The sequence below is a fragment of the Mesorhizobium sp. M0816 genome (assembly GCF_040320005.1).
GTDB lineage: Bacteria > Pseudomonadota > Alphaproteobacteria > Rhizobiales > Rhizobiaceae > Mesorhizobium.
The window spans coordinates 68,011-81,861 of the sequence record NZ_JAMYOT010000011.1 but is presented as its reverse complement, the minus strand read 5'-3'; the positions used below and the strand labels follow the sequence as shown (position 1 = coordinate 81,861).

Annotated in this window: 16 protein-coding genes; 9 read left to right on the top strand and 7 right to left on the bottom strand. The window is 63.2% G+C overall.

All coding sequences use genetic code 11. The features are described 5' to 3' along the window. Positions 1-65 precede the first annotated feature (65 nt). Together NKI17_RS18810 and NKI17_RS18805 are read left to right on the top strand one after the other, a co-directional pair. On the top strand, positions 66-359 hold the full coding sequence (locus tag NKI17_RS18810) for a GYD domain-containing protein (RefSeq protein ID WP_352906524.1): 294 nt from the start codon (positions 66-68) through the stop codon (positions 357-359). A 210-nt stretch (positions 360-569) separates the two neighbouring features. Next, complete coding sequence (locus tag NKI17_RS18805; protein WP_352906522.1) at positions 570-950, top strand: thiol-disulfide oxidoreductase DCC family protein; 381 nt, start codon at positions 570-572, stop codon at positions 948-950. 63 nt (positions 951-1,013) lie between these two features. On the opposite strand, the gene NKI17_RS18800 is transcribed toward NKI17_RS18805, so the two are convergent. Continuing rightward, positions 1,014-1,271 (bottom strand): DUF2798 domain-containing protein, encoded by a 258-nt coding sequence (locus tag NKI17_RS18800; RefSeq protein ID WP_031212108.1) that lies wholly within the window; start codon positions 1,269-1,271, stop codon positions 1,014-1,016. A gap of 270 nt (positions 1,272-1,541) precedes the next feature. Here NKI17_RS18800 and NKI17_RS18795 point away from each other — a divergent pair, with 270 nt between their 5' ends. Together NKI17_RS18795 and NKI17_RS18790 are read left to right on the top strand one after the other, a co-directional pair. Next, positions 1,542-2,222 carry a PadR family transcriptional regulator gene (locus NKI17_RS18795; protein ID WP_352683770.1) on the top strand — a complete coding sequence of 227 codons (681 nt, stop codon included), beginning with the start codon at positions 1,542-1,544 and terminating at the stop codon, positions 2,220-2,222. Positions 2,223-2,335: 113 nt separating this feature from the next. Continuing rightward, positions 2,336-2,626 carry an HlyU family transcriptional regulator gene (locus NKI17_RS18790; RefSeq protein WP_023678291.1) on the top strand — a complete coding sequence of 97 codons (291 nt, stop codon included), beginning with the start codon at positions 2,336-2,338 and terminating at the stop codon, positions 2,624-2,626. Positions 2,627-2,634: 8 nt separating this feature from the next. On the opposite strand, the gene NKI17_RS18785 is transcribed toward NKI17_RS18790, so the two are convergent. The 3 genes from NKI17_RS18785 to NKI17_RS18775 form a co-directional block, all read right to left on the bottom strand. Further along, on the bottom strand, positions 2,635-5,211 hold the full coding sequence (locus tag NKI17_RS18785; RefSeq protein WP_352829551.1) for a polynucleotide kinase-phosphatase: 2,577 nt from the start codon (positions 5,209-5,211) through the stop codon (positions 2,635-2,637). Then, positions 5,208-6,590: a 3' terminal RNA ribose 2'-O-methyltransferase Hen1 gene (locus NKI17_RS18780; RefSeq protein WP_352829549.1), complete on the bottom strand. Its 1,383-nt coding sequence runs from the start codon at positions 6,588-6,590 to the stop codon at positions 5,208-5,210. The genes NKI17_RS18785 and NKI17_RS18780 overlap by 4 nt, the downstream gene beginning before the upstream one ends. A gap of 133 nt (positions 6,591-6,723) precedes the next feature. Then, positions 6,724-7,368 (bottom strand): FMN-dependent NADH-azoreductase, encoded by a 645-nt coding sequence (locus NKI17_RS18775; protein ID WP_023678288.1) that lies wholly within the window; start codon positions 7,366-7,368, stop codon positions 6,724-6,726. Between the two features lie 110 nt (positions 7,369-7,478). Here NKI17_RS18775 and NKI17_RS18770 point away from each other — a divergent pair, with 110 nt between their 5' ends. Beyond that, entirely contained in the window at positions 7,479-8,435 is a 957-nt protein-coding gene (locus tag NKI17_RS18770) for a LysR family transcriptional regulator (RefSeq protein ID WP_023678287.1), read from the top strand. Here the strand turns inward: NKI17_RS18770 and NKI17_RS18765 are convergent. Then, positions 8,368-8,994: a TetR/AcrR family transcriptional regulator gene (locus NKI17_RS18765; RefSeq protein WP_023678286.1), complete on the bottom strand. Its 627-nt coding sequence runs from the start codon at positions 8,992-8,994 to the stop codon at positions 8,368-8,370. The genes NKI17_RS18770 and NKI17_RS18765 overlap by 68 nt on opposite strands. 66 nt (positions 8,995-9,060) lie before the next feature. Here NKI17_RS18765 and NKI17_RS18760 point away from each other — a divergent pair, with 66 nt between their 5' ends. After that, positions 9,061-9,486 carry a VOC family protein gene (locus tag NKI17_RS18760; protein ID WP_023678285.1) on the top strand — a complete coding sequence of 142 codons (426 nt, stop codon included), beginning with the start codon at positions 9,061-9,063 and terminating at the stop codon, positions 9,484-9,486. Here the strand turns inward: NKI17_RS18760 and NKI17_RS18755 are convergent. Continuing rightward, positions 9,483-10,433: a S1C family serine protease gene (locus NKI17_RS18755; protein ID WP_023678284.1), complete on the bottom strand. Its 951-nt coding sequence runs from the start codon at positions 10,431-10,433 to the stop codon at positions 9,483-9,485. The genes NKI17_RS18760 and NKI17_RS18755 overlap by 4 nt on opposite strands. A 170-nt stretch (positions 10,434-10,603) precedes the next feature. Here NKI17_RS18755 and NKI17_RS18750 point away from each other — a divergent pair, with 170 nt between their 5' ends. The 3 genes from NKI17_RS18750 (at position 10,604) to NKI17_RS18740 (ending at position 13,097) form a co-directional block, all read left to right on the top strand. After that, positions 10,604-11,473 carry a S1C family serine protease gene (locus tag NKI17_RS18750; protein ID WP_023678283.1) on the top strand — a complete coding sequence of 290 codons (870 nt, stop codon included), beginning with the start codon at positions 10,604-10,606 and terminating at the stop codon, positions 11,471-11,473. 7 nt (positions 11,474-11,480) lie between these two features. After that, complete coding sequence (locus NKI17_RS18745) at positions 11,481-12,116, top strand: helix-turn-helix transcriptional regulator (RefSeq protein ID WP_352570981.1); 636 nt, start codon at positions 11,481-11,483, stop codon at positions 12,114-12,116. Positions 12,117-12,230: 114 nt separating this feature from the next. After that, on the top strand, positions 12,231-13,097 hold the full coding sequence (locus NKI17_RS18740) for an SDR family oxidoreductase (protein WP_352906605.1): 867 nt from the start codon (positions 12,231-12,233) through the stop codon (positions 13,095-13,097). A 69-nt stretch (positions 13,098-13,166) separates the two neighbouring features. On the opposite strand, the gene NKI17_RS18735 is transcribed toward NKI17_RS18740, so the two are convergent. Continuing rightward, the gene (locus tag NKI17_RS18735) at positions 13,167-13,682 is read right to left on the bottom strand and encodes a TIGR00645 family protein (RefSeq protein ID WP_352457550.1); all 516 of its coding nucleotides are present in this window, start codon (positions 13,680-13,682) and stop codon (positions 13,167-13,169) included. Positions 13,683-13,851 lie beyond the last annotated feature (169 nt).

Sequence of the window (13,851 nt, the reverse complement as noted above, 5' to 3'; positions counted from 1 at the left end):
GACAAACCCGGATGCCCGCCCCGGCGGTTGACGCCGTGCTCCGTGGCCCCGGAGGGAGGTGTGCCATGACAACTTACATCGTGCTGATCAACTGGACGGAACAAGGCGCCAAAAACGTGCGCGAGTCGCCGAAGCGGCTCGATGCCGCCAAGAAGATGCTGGGAGACATGGGCGGATCATTCAAGGCATTTTATCTCACCATGGGGGATTGCGACATGGTGGCGGTGCTCGAAGCGCCCGACGATGCCGTCCTGGCTCGTTTCTCGTTAATGCTGGCGACGGCTGGCAACGTCAGGACTCGGACGCTCAGGGCTTTCCCGGAGGATGCCTATCGCGAGATCATCACCTCGCTCGGGTGAGCCGCTGCTCCTGAAGCGCGTCGCGCTGAACGGCCTTTGCGACGCGCTTTAAGCTCTTCTTTTTATGCATGTCGTTATCGTAAAACCGCTGCGTACCCTTTAGGCGACCTGGATCAGCGAAACCGGCCATTCCGCCGGTATCGTGTCACGTTGCGGCGCAACGGCATTTCTCGGATAATCCGTGCGTGTCCTCTGGTGCCGTTTCGAAATATGAGCAAGCCTCTGCTGACCGTCTGGTATAATACGCGCTGTCCGGTCTGTGATGCCGGTATCAACCGGCAGAAGCGGCGGCTGATCGAGACGGTCAAGGCCGGCCGGATCGAATTTCGCGACATCAATGCCGAACCGGCGGCGCTGGCCGGATACGGCATAAGGCTGGAGGACATCCGGCGCCGGCTGTATGCGATCGACGCCGACGGCAAATTGCTGGCCGGCGCCGATGTTGCCATTGCTGTATGGCGGACGACGCCCGGCGAAGGCTGGCTCGCAACGCTGTTCGGCAATCCCGGCGCACTGCCGTTGACGCGCTATGGCTATGATCGCTTTGCCGATCTGCTCTATGCCTGGAACCGGCGCAAAGGCCGCTGGTAACGGGTATTATTCGCTCCGCACCGAAAGGTCCGGAGATTGTTTCCAGGCCTTTCGCGTGCCCTGCTATCGAGCCACGGGCTCGCAAAGCCAGCCAACGATGCGGCGCACCGCCGGCAGCACCAGCAGCAGCGTCGGAAAGGCCACCAGCCAGGACAGGCCCCAAGCCGTCAGCCAAGTGGCCAGCATGTCGGGCTGGAAGCCAAGGCTTTTCAGTGTCGAGATGAACGACACGATGAACGTCATCAGCAACGACAGCACCAGCGGGCCGAGCACGGCGGCATAGCGCGCAGGCAGCTTGCTGCGCGGGGTTTTCATGGTCATTTGGATTTCCCTGAAGCATCCGGTTCGTCGCCTTGCATCCTTTCGCCGGTATTGTCGGCGTAACTGCCCGGAACGACCGGGGTGGATGCGTTGCTTCACGTCAGACGCTTACGGAGCGGCCTTCGGCCCTCATGCACCCTCTAGCTGCCCTCGCTGGCGAAATCAATCCTGCTGGTGCCATTTTCAGATACATCGTAAGATATATCTTGACTCGACCGTGGCGGGCACTTAGGTGAGATATATCGTAAGACATAACTCAAGGAGCAGACAATGCACAAAGACAATCATTTCGGGCGTCATCGTTTTGGCGAACATGCCGAGCGTGTTTTCATGCATATGGCCGGCAAATTCGGCGGACGCGGCGGCTTCGGCCCGTTCGGGCATGGCATGAGAGGCGGCGGACGCGGCGGGCCGGGCGACATGTTCCGCGCCGGGCGCATGCTGGCCGACGGCGACCTCAAGCTGATCACGCTGTCGCTGCTGGCCGAGGCGCCGCGGCACGGCTACGACATCATCAAGGCGCTGGAGGAGCGCACCAGCGGCTTCTACAGCCCGAGCCCCGGCGTGGTCTACCCGACGCTGACCTTCCTGGAAGAGGCCGGCTACGCCGTTTCTGCGGCGGAAGGCAACAAGAAGGTGTTTTCAATCACCGAGGCTGGGCAGGCGCACCTCAACGAAAATCGCGAGATGATCGACCACGTGCTCGAACATCTCGAGCGCTTCGGCCGCAAGATGGCGAAGGCGCGCGACTGGTTCGGCTGGAACGATGACGGCGACGGTGGCCGGCGCGGCCGCGGCCGCTCGGAAAAGCGCGACGAGTTTCGCGCCGTGCGCCACCGGCTGCGCGCCGCGCTCGGCGAGATCGTCGATGCGCCTGAAGCAAAGCAGGCCGAGGCAATCAGCATATTGGAAGCTGCCGCAGAGGCCTTGGAAGCGTTGTCGCGCGACTGATCTCTGGCTGCCAAGCCAGCTGCGGCCCTTGCCCGCTCGGCCAAGGACCGGTACTGAAAATCATCCTGCACCGCGCTATGTAGTGCAGGATGATTGCCGTTGGAGGATACCCCATGTCTTTTCTGAAGCGTCTTTTCGGCGGAGGCAACGAAGCCGCCGAGCCAAAGACAGCGGCGCCGGCAAAGCAGATCGAGCACAAGGGATTTTTGATCAGCGCCACGCCCTACAAGGCGGAGGGCCAGTACCAGACCTGCGGCGTGGTTTCGAAGGAGATCGACGGCGTGATGAAGGAGCACAAATTCATCCGCGCCGACCGCTTTGCCGGGCTTGATGACGCTGTCGACATCTCGATCAAAAAGGGCATCCAGCTGGTCGACGAGCAAGGCGAGAAGATCTTCGGATAGATCGGCTACTACAGCCTTGGGTCGATTGGCTCGCTTTCCAACGCCAGCACGGCGAAGACACACTCGTGAACCCGGCGTAGCGGCTGCTTGGCGACAAATCGCGTTAGCGCTTCGTGGCCAAGCGCGAACTCTCTGAGCGCCAGGCTGCGCTTGCCGGCCAGGCCGCGTTCTCGGAGGCGGACGAGATTGTCGGGCGCGTCATATTCGGGACCATAGATGATGCGCAAATATTCCGGGCCGCGGACCTTCAGCGCCGGCTGGATGAGCCCCTTCTTGCCACGGCTGACGAAGTCGCGTGGTTTGACCACCATGCCTTCGCCGCCTACGCCAGTCAGCGCTTCCCACCAGGCGACGGCCTCGGCACACGCGCTGCCGTCGGCCAGATCAACCATACGCCATCGAGTCGGCGTGACCACGCCGCCACGGGCAGCCAGACGGTCCGCGAGCGACATGTGCCAGACATGGTCCTGGTCAAACCAAACACGTCCCTCGCTGGCCAGCAGGTGGAAAGGCGCGGCCTTAAGGTCCTCGACGCCCGAAACTGGCCATACGTAGGGCGCCCAGGCGGTGGCGTATTTGGCTGCGCGGACGGCCCGGTCTTCAAGGCGTGCGTTCAGGGCGGCTGCATCGACGCCGCGCGCCATCGCACGGGCCAGCGCCTCGCTGCTGGCCTTGAGACCGGCGGCAGAGGATGTGGCCACAGGCGCATACTGGCTTTCGATCAGACTGCCGGCTTTGGCCGACCAAGGCATTATCTCGGAGTCCAGCAGCAGCCAGTCGCTGTTCAATTCCTTCCACAGATCCGCCGCGTCGACCTCGGTGCGAAGACGGGCGAGCAGGTCCTCCGTCATGGCACTGTCATTGAAAAAGGAGCGTCCGGTGCGGGTCCAGATTGCGCCGGTTTCGTCGCCAGGGACCCCGAAGCGGCTGCGTGCCGCCTGCGCGTTCCGGCAGAGCGCGATCACTGCCCGCGAACCCATGTGCTTCTCCTCGCACACGATCTGCGCAACGCCGCGCTCGCGGAAGTAAGCGAAGGCATCCTCCGGACGTTCCAGCCAGCCGTCCTGGCTGCTGGTCTCGGACGGCGACATGGTCGGCGGCAGATAGATCAGCCATTGCGGCGAGAGCGCGAAGCGGCTCATCACCTCCAGTGCTGCCGACGCGTTCTCCTCGGCCACGACAATCCGGCCCCTCAGTCCGGTCTCGATCCAACGGCGACCGGAGACATCCTGATAATCGAGCACGCCGTCGGCGTCGGCCTGTGCCGATTTACCGGGACCGGACCCGCCCAGCGGACGTATCGGCTCCGACCAGGTCTGGATTGCCGGCACCTCGACCAGTTCGCGTTCCGGCCAGCGCAAGGCCGTCAGCTTGCCGCCGAATACGCATCCGGTGTCGATGCACAGGGTGCTGTTGACCCATTCGGCCGATAGCGTGGGCGTATGTCCATAGATAATGGCCGTCTTGCCACGATAGGCCGCGGCCCAGTCGGCACGGACGGGCAGCCCGAACTCGTCGGTCTCGCCTGTGGTCTCGCCGTACAGAGCGAACTCGCGCACAGCGCCGGAACCGCGTCCGATCATCTCTTCCTTGAGGCCGGCATGGGCGACGGCGAGGCCTCCGCCATCGAGCCAGACATGGCTGCGCAGGCCGTCGAGAAAGGCCGGCAGCGCCTCGCGCAGGCCTCGGTCCTGTGCATTTAGCTGATCGACGGTCTGCTGGAGGCCGTGAGCGACCGTGACCTTGCGGCCTTCCAGCCAGCGGCTGAGTTTGCGTTCATGGTTGCCCTGGACACAGTATGCGGTTCCAGCCGCGACCATGCTCATGGCAATGCGCAGCACGTCGGGCGAGTTGGGGCCGCGATCGACGAGGTCGCCGACAAAGACGATCTTGCGGCCCTCTGGTGGGACCACGGTGACCGTTCGGTCGCCCTGATGCTCAGACCAGACGATGCTGTAGCCCAATCGAGCGAGCAGGATATGAAGCTCATCCGAACAGCCGTGGATGTCGCCAATGATATCGAACGGGCCATGGTCGTCGCGCTTATCGGTCCACAGCGGCTGTCGCGACACCTCGGCCGCGTCGATGCTGGCCTCGCTGGTAAGCTTCCAGACTTGGCGGAAGCCCTCGCGTTGGAGGCCGCCAAGACCCTTGCGGATCTCGGTTGTCATGCGCTGGGCGACCCCGGCGCCAAACGGCCGGTCGACTCGCACCGCATTGCGTGCGACGCACACCTCGACGCCTGGATTGAGGACCACGGCGACGGGCAAAGCGTGCCACTTGCGCGCCAGCTCAATCCAGGCCTTGCGGTCGGCGGCTCGCACATTGGTGGCGTCGATGACGGCCAGCCTGCGGTGTTTAAGCCGTTTGCCGGCTATTTCGCGAACCAGATCGAAGGCATCCGCAGAGACGTCCTGGTCGGTTTCGTCGTCGGAGATCAGCGCCCGGCACTGGTCCGAGGAGATAATCTCGGTCGTCAGGAAATGCTTGGCGGCGAAAGTCGACTTGCCCGATCCGGTCGAGCCGATCAGCACGACGAGGGCGAAGTCAGGAATGGTGAGGTTGGTCTTATCGGGTTCTCTCATCGGGTGAACACCGCCATCTGTGTGGGGGCGCCGAGGGTCGGGTCCTCGGCTCCGATACCGCTGAAGGTGGCTGCATAGCCATAGATCTCGCCGATTTTGGCCGCCCAGGCTTGGAACTGAGCCCGGCTCCATTCGAAACGGTGATCGGGATGGCGAAATGCGCCAGGGACCAATCTTGGAAACAGAGCGTTGTAGTCCGCATTCGGAGTGGTCACGATGACGGATTTGGGCGCCGTCTCACCGAAAACGATGCGTTCGACCAGGGGCAGCCTGTCCTCGTCGAGATGCTCGATGACCTCGACCAGAACGGCGACGTCGGCTGCGGCCCAACGGCTGTCCCGGTAGGTCAGCGATCCATGCAGCAGCGTGACCCGGCCTTCGGGCGGCCCGCCTAATTCGTTCAGCTTGAGACGCTTTGCGGCCCATTCCAGTTCGCGTACCGCCGGATCCAGCCCGAACAGCTTATGAACCCATCGCTCGCGCACGAGCCGACCGAGCAGCTTGCCTTCGCCGCATCCTAAATCTGCAATCGAGGTTGACCCCGTCGCCTGAATGGCCTGGACTACAGCTTCCATGCGCAGATCGTTGAGCCGGATCGGCGTCTCCAGCGCTTCCTCGGGCGTAACGCGCAGCTCGGCAGGTTGTGCCTCGCCAGCCGTCTCGGGAGCCAGCCGCTCCAGGGCGATGCGGGCCAAAGCCCGGCGATTGCCAAGGTAGCGGCGCACGATAAGGTCTTTGGCCGGATGGTTTTCCAGCCAGCCCTCTCCCTTGGACAGCAGCTTGTCGATCTCTGCTTCGCCGACCCAGTAATGCTTGGCATCGTCCATCACCGGGATCAGCACATAGAGGTGATTCAACAAGGCGCGGAGCCGACCCGTGCCGGTCAGCTTCAGATGGCCGTATTGGGGCTCGCCTGCAGCACCCCCGATTCCTTCGATTGGCGTCAGATCGACTGTCCAGCCCAAGGGTTCGAACAAACTTCGAACCAGAACCTCACCGCCGCGCATTGGCAGTGGCGTAACCACGGCTTCCAGCGGCAGTTCGCTGTCGGCCAGTTCCTGGCGCTCCTTCGATATACCGGTCATCGCCGTCCGCAACATTTTGTTCAGCGCCACCGACAGGAAGGATGATGCTGCGTAAGGCCGGTCGTTCACATATTGGTCGAGCAGGCCTTCTGCCTGGCCCTTGCCCCGCACCAGTCCCACAGGATCGACATCGAGCAGGAGTGCAGCCTCGCAACGCTCTTCGGTTGCCTCGGGATAGAACAGCCACGCCTTGCCGAAAGACAGGTCGGTCTCGTGCAGGCGATCCGGATGCTTGTGCAGCAAGAAACCGAGATCGGTGGCCGGACGGTGCGTTGTGGCAACGGAAAGGAACATCCGCGACCGATAGCGCAGACAAGCGGAATAACCAATGGCGGTTGTGTGGCCCACCACAATAGGTTGTCGCCAACGATAACAAGGGCAGGCGCCGGGCGCCTGCCCTTGTACAATTCAGACGATGCTGACGCTTTTACGCCGCGGTGGCGACGCGCTCGGCATTACCGGTCGCGGCTACAATGGCGTCGACCTTGGTCGAGGCCTTGGCCAGCGCTGCTGCCACCGCATCGGCGCCCATGCCGACCCCTTCGATGCGGATGACCTCGACATCGGTCATGCCGAGGAAGCCAAGCACGCTGCGCAGGTAGGGAATGGCGTGATCGAACTGCACGGCCGCACCTTCGGAATAGATGCCGCCCGAAGCCAGTACGATGTAGACCTTCTTGCCGGTGACGAGCCCCTTGGGGCCGTTCTCGCCATAGGCAAAGCTCTTGCCGGAACGGGCAATGTGATCGACCCAGGACTTCAGCGTCGAGGAGATGTTGAAGTTGATGAAGCCGGTGGCGAGAATCACCGTATCGGCCGCGAATAGTTCATCCAGCACGACATCGGAGACGCCAACGACTTCAGCCTGGCGTGAGGTGCGCGCTTCGGCCGGCGTGTAGATGCCGGTCGCATAATCGGCATCGATGTGCGGCAACGGATTGGCGACGAGGTCGCGCACGACAAGCGTGTTCGACGGATCGGCGGCAACAAGCTTTTCAGCGAATTCAGTAGCAATTCGGGTCGAGTGCGAGGCAGCGCCGCGCGGGCTCGATGTGACAAGAAGGATGGACATAATGGGGTCTCCAGGGTTGGATTAAAATCTCCTGGCAAATATGTGTGCGCAGACCCATTTGAAAAACTGGTGTATTTTGTATATTATCCATCTAAAATGTGGATTGAACGATGCAACCGAACCCGACGCTTGACCAACTGCAGATCCTGGTTGCGGTGGCCGAGACCGGCAGCTTCTCGGCCGCCGGGCGCAAATTGAATCGCGCGCAATCGGTGATCAGCTACGCCATCGCCAACCTCGAAGCGCAGCTCGGGCTGAAGCTGTTCGAGCGCGAGGGCACGCGTGAACCGCAACTGACCGATGTCGGCAAGGCGACGCTGGAAGATGCGCGGCGCATGGTCGGCGTGCTGCAACGCATCCGCTCGCGTGTCGACGGATACCGGCAGGGATTGGAGGCGGAAGTTACGCTGTCGGTCGACGTGACGCTACCGTCGCCGGTTCTGGTTCGGGTGCTAAAGGCATTCGAGGCGCAGTTCCCGGCCGTGACGCTGCGTCTCCATATCGGCTCGCTTGGCCTTATCCTCGATCATGTTGTCGGCGGACAGGCCGATCTCGGCATCGGGGGGCTTCTGGGTGAGACGGACGTGAATCTGCTTCGCATCGGCTTCTTCTCCCTGGTGCCAGCCGCAGCGCCTGATCACCCCCTGGCGCTGCTGCCGAGACCAGTGGCGCTAGAGGATGTCCGCGAACACATCCAACTGGTCGTCTCGGACCAGTCCGAGCGTACGCGCGGGCGTGACTATGGCGTCTTCGCCTACCGCACCTGGCGGCTGACGGATGTGCGCACCAAGCACGTGCTGATGCGCGAGGGGCTGGGCTGGGGCGGGCTGCCGCGATGGCTGATTGCCGATGATCTGGCGACCGGCCGGCTCGTCGAACTCGATCTCGAGCCTTACAGCGAAGTCCGCTCGCCGCTCTATGCCATGCACCGCGCCGATCGCAGCCCGAAACCGGCGGCCGCCTGGCTGATCGACCAGTTCAAGCGCCAGCTAGGCTGTTTCAACGAGTTCGAACCGGGTGAGATACCTGAGGAGCAGCCGGAGACAGGCCGTCGATCAGCGCCATGAGAACGGCGCGATAGTCCTCGATCGATGCTCCAGTTTCGATGGCGAGCGCTGCGCGGTCGAAGGCGGCTGCGAGCAAAGCGGTCAGTGCTTCCACAGGCAGTCTCGTCATGGAGTGCGAGCGCATCGCGGCAACAAGGCCTTCGCGCAGCGAACGGTTGCCATGGCGATTGTCGATCGCATCCATGGCGGCGCGGCCCAGCACGGCCGGGCCATCAAGCAGCAAGAGCCGCGTACGGCCGGGCGCACGCATGGCAGCCAGATAGGCATCCGAGCCGGCAATCAGCGCATCGCGGGCAAATAGCGAAGGCGGCGACGCGCGTTCGATCTCTTCCGAGACGGCTTGCGCCTCCTGTTCGACCACAGCGGCAAACAACGCCTGCTTGTCGGCAAAGTGATGATAGAGCGCGCCGCGCGTGACGCCGGCAGCGGCGGCGATCTCGGGTGTGCCGGTCTCGGCATAGGACTTTTCGGTGAACAGTTTGCGAGCCGCGGCGATGAGCTCGGCGCGTGTCGCGGCGGTGCGATCACGGTTGGAGCGACGAGCGGATCCTTGTTGCATACATGCAGCCTGTATGTTAATTCCATTTACCTGCAGACTGTATGTTATTTGCCGGGAGAAGGAAAGATGAGGACGACGAGCTATTATCCGGTGCTGATGACGAGCGACGTTGCCGGCACGGCAGCCTTTTATGTTGCGCATTTCGGCTTCAAGCCGCTGTTTGAGGCCGACTGGTACGTGCATCTGCGCTCGGCCGAAGACCGTCGCGTCAACCTCGGCATCGTCCAGGGCGATCATGAGACGATCCCGGAGGAAGGGCGGGGCCGCACATCTGGCCTGCTGATCAATTTCGAGGTCAGGGATCCGGATGCCATCTATAAGCGGATCACCGCCGCTGGCCTGCCGATCCTGCGGACGCTACGCGACGAACCCTTCGGCCAGCGCCATTTCATCACCAGGGATCCCAATGGCGTGCTGATCGACGTGATCAGGCCGATCCCGCCGAGCCCAGAATTTATGGCGCAATATGCGCAGGGTGCTGCGGCGCGCTAACTCGCCCGCGCCAACGGCATCACGGTGACCTGAGTAATGCCGGAGCGGCGCACCACCGTGCACAGTGTCTCGCGGCCGATTCGCTCGGCGTCGAGCATGCGCACCAGATCGTCGACGCCGGTGACCGGACGGCCGTCGATGGCGGCAATAATGTCGCCTTCCCTGAGGCCGGCTTTGGCCGCCGGGCTGTTCTTTTCGACGGTGCGCAGGCGCACCGCCGTGCTGCTCGATACTTGCGACAAAAGGGCTGCGCGGCGCGGCAGGTTGGTGGTGTCGGCGGAAACGCCGATGAAGGCACGGCGCACACGGCCGAAGCGGATGATTTCCGAGATGACGAAATTGGCGGTGTTGGAGGCAACCGCGAAGGCGATGCCTTGCGCACCGTGGATCATCGCGGTGTTAACGCCGATCACCTCGCCAGCCGAGGACACCAGCGGTCCGCCGGAATTGCCGGGGTTGAGCGCGGCGTCGGTCTGGATGACGTCGTCGATCAGCCGGCCGGTGGAGGCACGCATCGAGCGGCCGAGTGCCGAGACGACGCCAGTGGTGACGGTCCATTCGAAGCCGAGCGGATTGCCGATGGCAATAGCAATCTGGCCGCGCCTCAATCGCTTGGAATCGCCAAGCGGCGCGACGTCGGCAAAGTTGCCGTCGGCGCGCACCAGCGCAATGTCGGTGTCGGGATCGCGGCCGAGCACGCGGCCTTCCCTGGAGGCGCCATCCGGCATTGATACGCGCACGCTGCGCGCATCGCCGACGACGTGGAAGTTGGTGACGACCAGCCCGTCCTGCGCGATGACGAAGCCGGAGCCATGGCCGCCCGGGCCACCGATGCGCTCGATGCGGCAGACGGCGGGCCCGATGCGGTCGACGGCATCGGCGACCGTCGCCGAATAGGCATCGAGAAGGGCATCGTCATATTGCAATTGCTGGGCGGGCAGGGCCATCCGAGGGCTCCGTTTGGAACAAGATGAACAATGCCTATATGTGCGGAGCGGCCGGACCGGCCGCGACCTGACCAGATGGCCAGTCACATGCCCAAACTAGCCGTCAGGCGAGTATCCGCCAACGTCCTGCCGGGCGATATCTGGGTCACGAAGAACCCAGGAGACAGATCATGAGCGATTTCAATCTGAGCACGTTTTCCGACGCCATTGCCGACATCGCGGCAGCCGCGGCACCAGCGACGGCCAGCTTCGCGACCCACCACCGGACGTCAACTGCTTTCCACTGGCGGGACGGCTATTTCGTCACTGCCGAGGAGGCGGTCGAGGCCGGCGAGGAGATCGAGCTGACGTTTTCTTCGGGCGAAGCCGTCAAGGCGGAACTGGTCGGCCGCGACCCGTCCACCGGCACGGCCGTTTTGAAACCGGCCGGCGCGCCGGGCGCCCCGTCACTGGTAAAGGCGGATGCGGTGCGGCCGGGCAACCTGGCGGTCGTGGCGGGCAATAGCGACGGCACCTCGCTCGCTACCTTCGGCACGGTCGGCGAGGTCGGCCCGGCCTGGCGTTCAATGCGCGGCGGCACGATCGACCGGCGCATCAACCTTGCCGTCAATGCCGGCGGCCGTTTCGAGGGTGGCCCTGTGCTCGACGCCAAGGGTGGACTGATCGGCATGCTGCTGTTCGGGCCACGCCGGCGGGCGCTGGTCATGCCTTACGAAACGATCGAGCGGGCAGTCACGACGCTGCGCGAGAAGGGTCATGTGGCGCGCGGCTATCTTGGCGCCGGCCTGCATCCGGTCCGCAATGGTGATACCCAGGGCGCCATGGTGATGAGCCTCGACGATAACGGGCCGGCGAAATCAGCCGGTCTCAGTCTCGGCGACATCATCGTGTCGTGGAACGCAGAGACGGTGCATGGCCCGCGCGAGCTGATCCGCAAGCTCGGGCCGGACAGCGCCGGTGCCTTGGTGACACTCGGCGTGGTGCGCGGCGGCGAGAACCGTGAGGTTTCCCTGACCATCGGTGAAAAGCCACTGAGCTGAGGGATAGATGGTAAGCGGTGAGGTCGCTGGCAGACGGCTGACGGTGCTGATCGCGCTCGGTGACGTCGAGCGCGCGCGAAGTCTGTCCGCCGTTCTCGCCGCGACCGATGATCTGCGGCCGGTTCTGGCCGGCGAAGTCGACGGGCGTGAGGCGGCGGATGTCGCCATCGTCGATGATCATGGGCTACAAGGCGGGCTCGTCGACGCGGCTATGCCTCGCGTGCTGCTATCGTCGCGAGCGGCCCGCGAACGGCCGGCCGATACAGTGTTTGCCGTGCTGCCGGTGCAAGCAGACGAGTTGCTGATCGCCGCCGCCGCGCGGCTCGCGGCTGCGGGCTACCGGATTTCGCGCGACAGCCATGCTCTATCCGATCGGCATCACGATTTGATCTTCCATGACAGCGACCGGTTCGAAGAGGAACTGACCGACGAGCAGATCGTCCGGCCGACGCTTTCGCCGCGCGAGAGCGAAGTGCTGGCGCTGCTGGCCGAGGGCGCCCCCAACAAGGTCATCGCGCGGCGGCTGAACATCTCCGTGCATACGGCGAAGTTCCATGTCGCAGCGATCCTGACGAAGCTCGGTGCCGCCAACCGCACCGATGCGATTGCCATCGCCATGCGGCAGGGCCTGGTGCTGGTCTAGCTCAGATTGTCTCAAGGCCGACGCAGCGTAACCCGCATGCGGTGTGTTGGGCCTTGCGCGGCGGTTCTCAGCCGCGCAAGGATCGTGTCTTTCATGTTGCAGGAAGGCGCAAGGATGTCGCTCAAGGGAAAGACGCTTTTCATCTCCGGCGGGTCGCGCGGCATCGGGCTGGCGATTGCGCTGCGCGCCGCGCGCGATGGCGCCAATGTGACGATCGCGGCCAAGACCGCCGAGCCGCATCCGAAGCTGCCCGGGACGATCTACACAGCGGCGCACGAGATCGAGCAGGCCGGCGGCAAGGCGCTGCCGGTGCTGTGCGACATTCGGGATGAAGAACAGGTCGCCGAAGCGGTCGCCAAGACCGTGGAGAGGTTCGGCGGCATCGATATCTGCGTCAACAACGCCAGTGCCATCCAACTCACCGGCACGCTGGAGACTGATATGAAGCGCTACGATCTGATGCACCAGATAAACGCGCGCGGCACTTTTCTCGTCTCCAAAATGTGCATTCCGCACTTGAGGTTGGCGGAAAATCCTCACATCTTGAATCTGGCGCCGCCGCTCGACATGAAGGCCAAGTGGTTCAAGAACCATGTCGCCTACACGATGGCGAAGTTCGGCATGTCGATGTGCACGCTGGGCATGAGCGCCGAGTTCGCCAGGGATGGCATTGCGGTCAATTCGCTATGGCCGATCTCGACCATCGACACCGCGGCGGTGCGTAACCTCCTGGGCGGGGCGACGGTGGCGGCGATGAGCCGTTCGCCCGACATCATGGCCGATGCGGCATACGCCATCCTGGTCAGGCCGTCGCGTGAAGCGACCGGCAATTTCTACATTGACGAAGAAGTGCTGCGCGCTGAGGGCGTCAGCGATTTCTTGGCCTATGCGCCGGGTGCGACAGGCCCGCTCGCCGGCGACTTTTTTGTGCCGGACGAGGTGTTCGGCCGGACGGATACCAAAATCAAAGGTATCTACTGACGGAAAGTATCTAGCTGACAGGCATATCTCTTAAAGACCGGTCTCTTAAAGACCGGCACAGACGCGTGCTCAGTCCTCGGCTTTCTTGGCTTTGCCAAGACCCATCAGCCGGTCGATATAGGCAAGCATCAGTGCCGACAGAACGAAGGCCAGATGAATGATGGTCAGCCACATCAGCTGGTCGGTCGTGTAGGAGACCGAGTTCAGGAACACCTGCAAGAGGTGGATCGAGGAGATCGCTACGATTGTCGAGGCGACCTTGACCTTCAGCGAGCCGACATCGATCGTGCCCAGCCAATGCACCTTGCCGTCATTTTCATCGAAGCGGCTGACGAAGTTTTCGTAACCCGAGATGATCACCATCACCACCAGTGAGGCGACCAGCGCGGCATCGATGAGGCCGAGTATTTTCAGGATGGTGTCGGTGTCATCGAGCGTGAAGGCGACGGAGACGAACTCGAACAGCTTCTTGCCGAAGGACACGGCATAGATGGCAAGTGCCGCACCCAGTCCGAGATAGAAGGCGACCAGCAGCCAGCGCGAGGCGAGAATGATCGATTCGATGGCGAGTTCGAGGCGCTTCATGCGGCGATTCGGGCTCCGTTGTCGGAGTGCCGTATTTCGGGCAGGCTGCGGCGGTTTGCAAGGTTGCAAAAAAACGAAACCCCGCCGGGGAGGGGAACCGGCGGGGCTCGTGTGTCCCGCTGGAGTCGGGACAGGGCAGGGAACGCCCTTTCCAGAATCTGGGATGGGT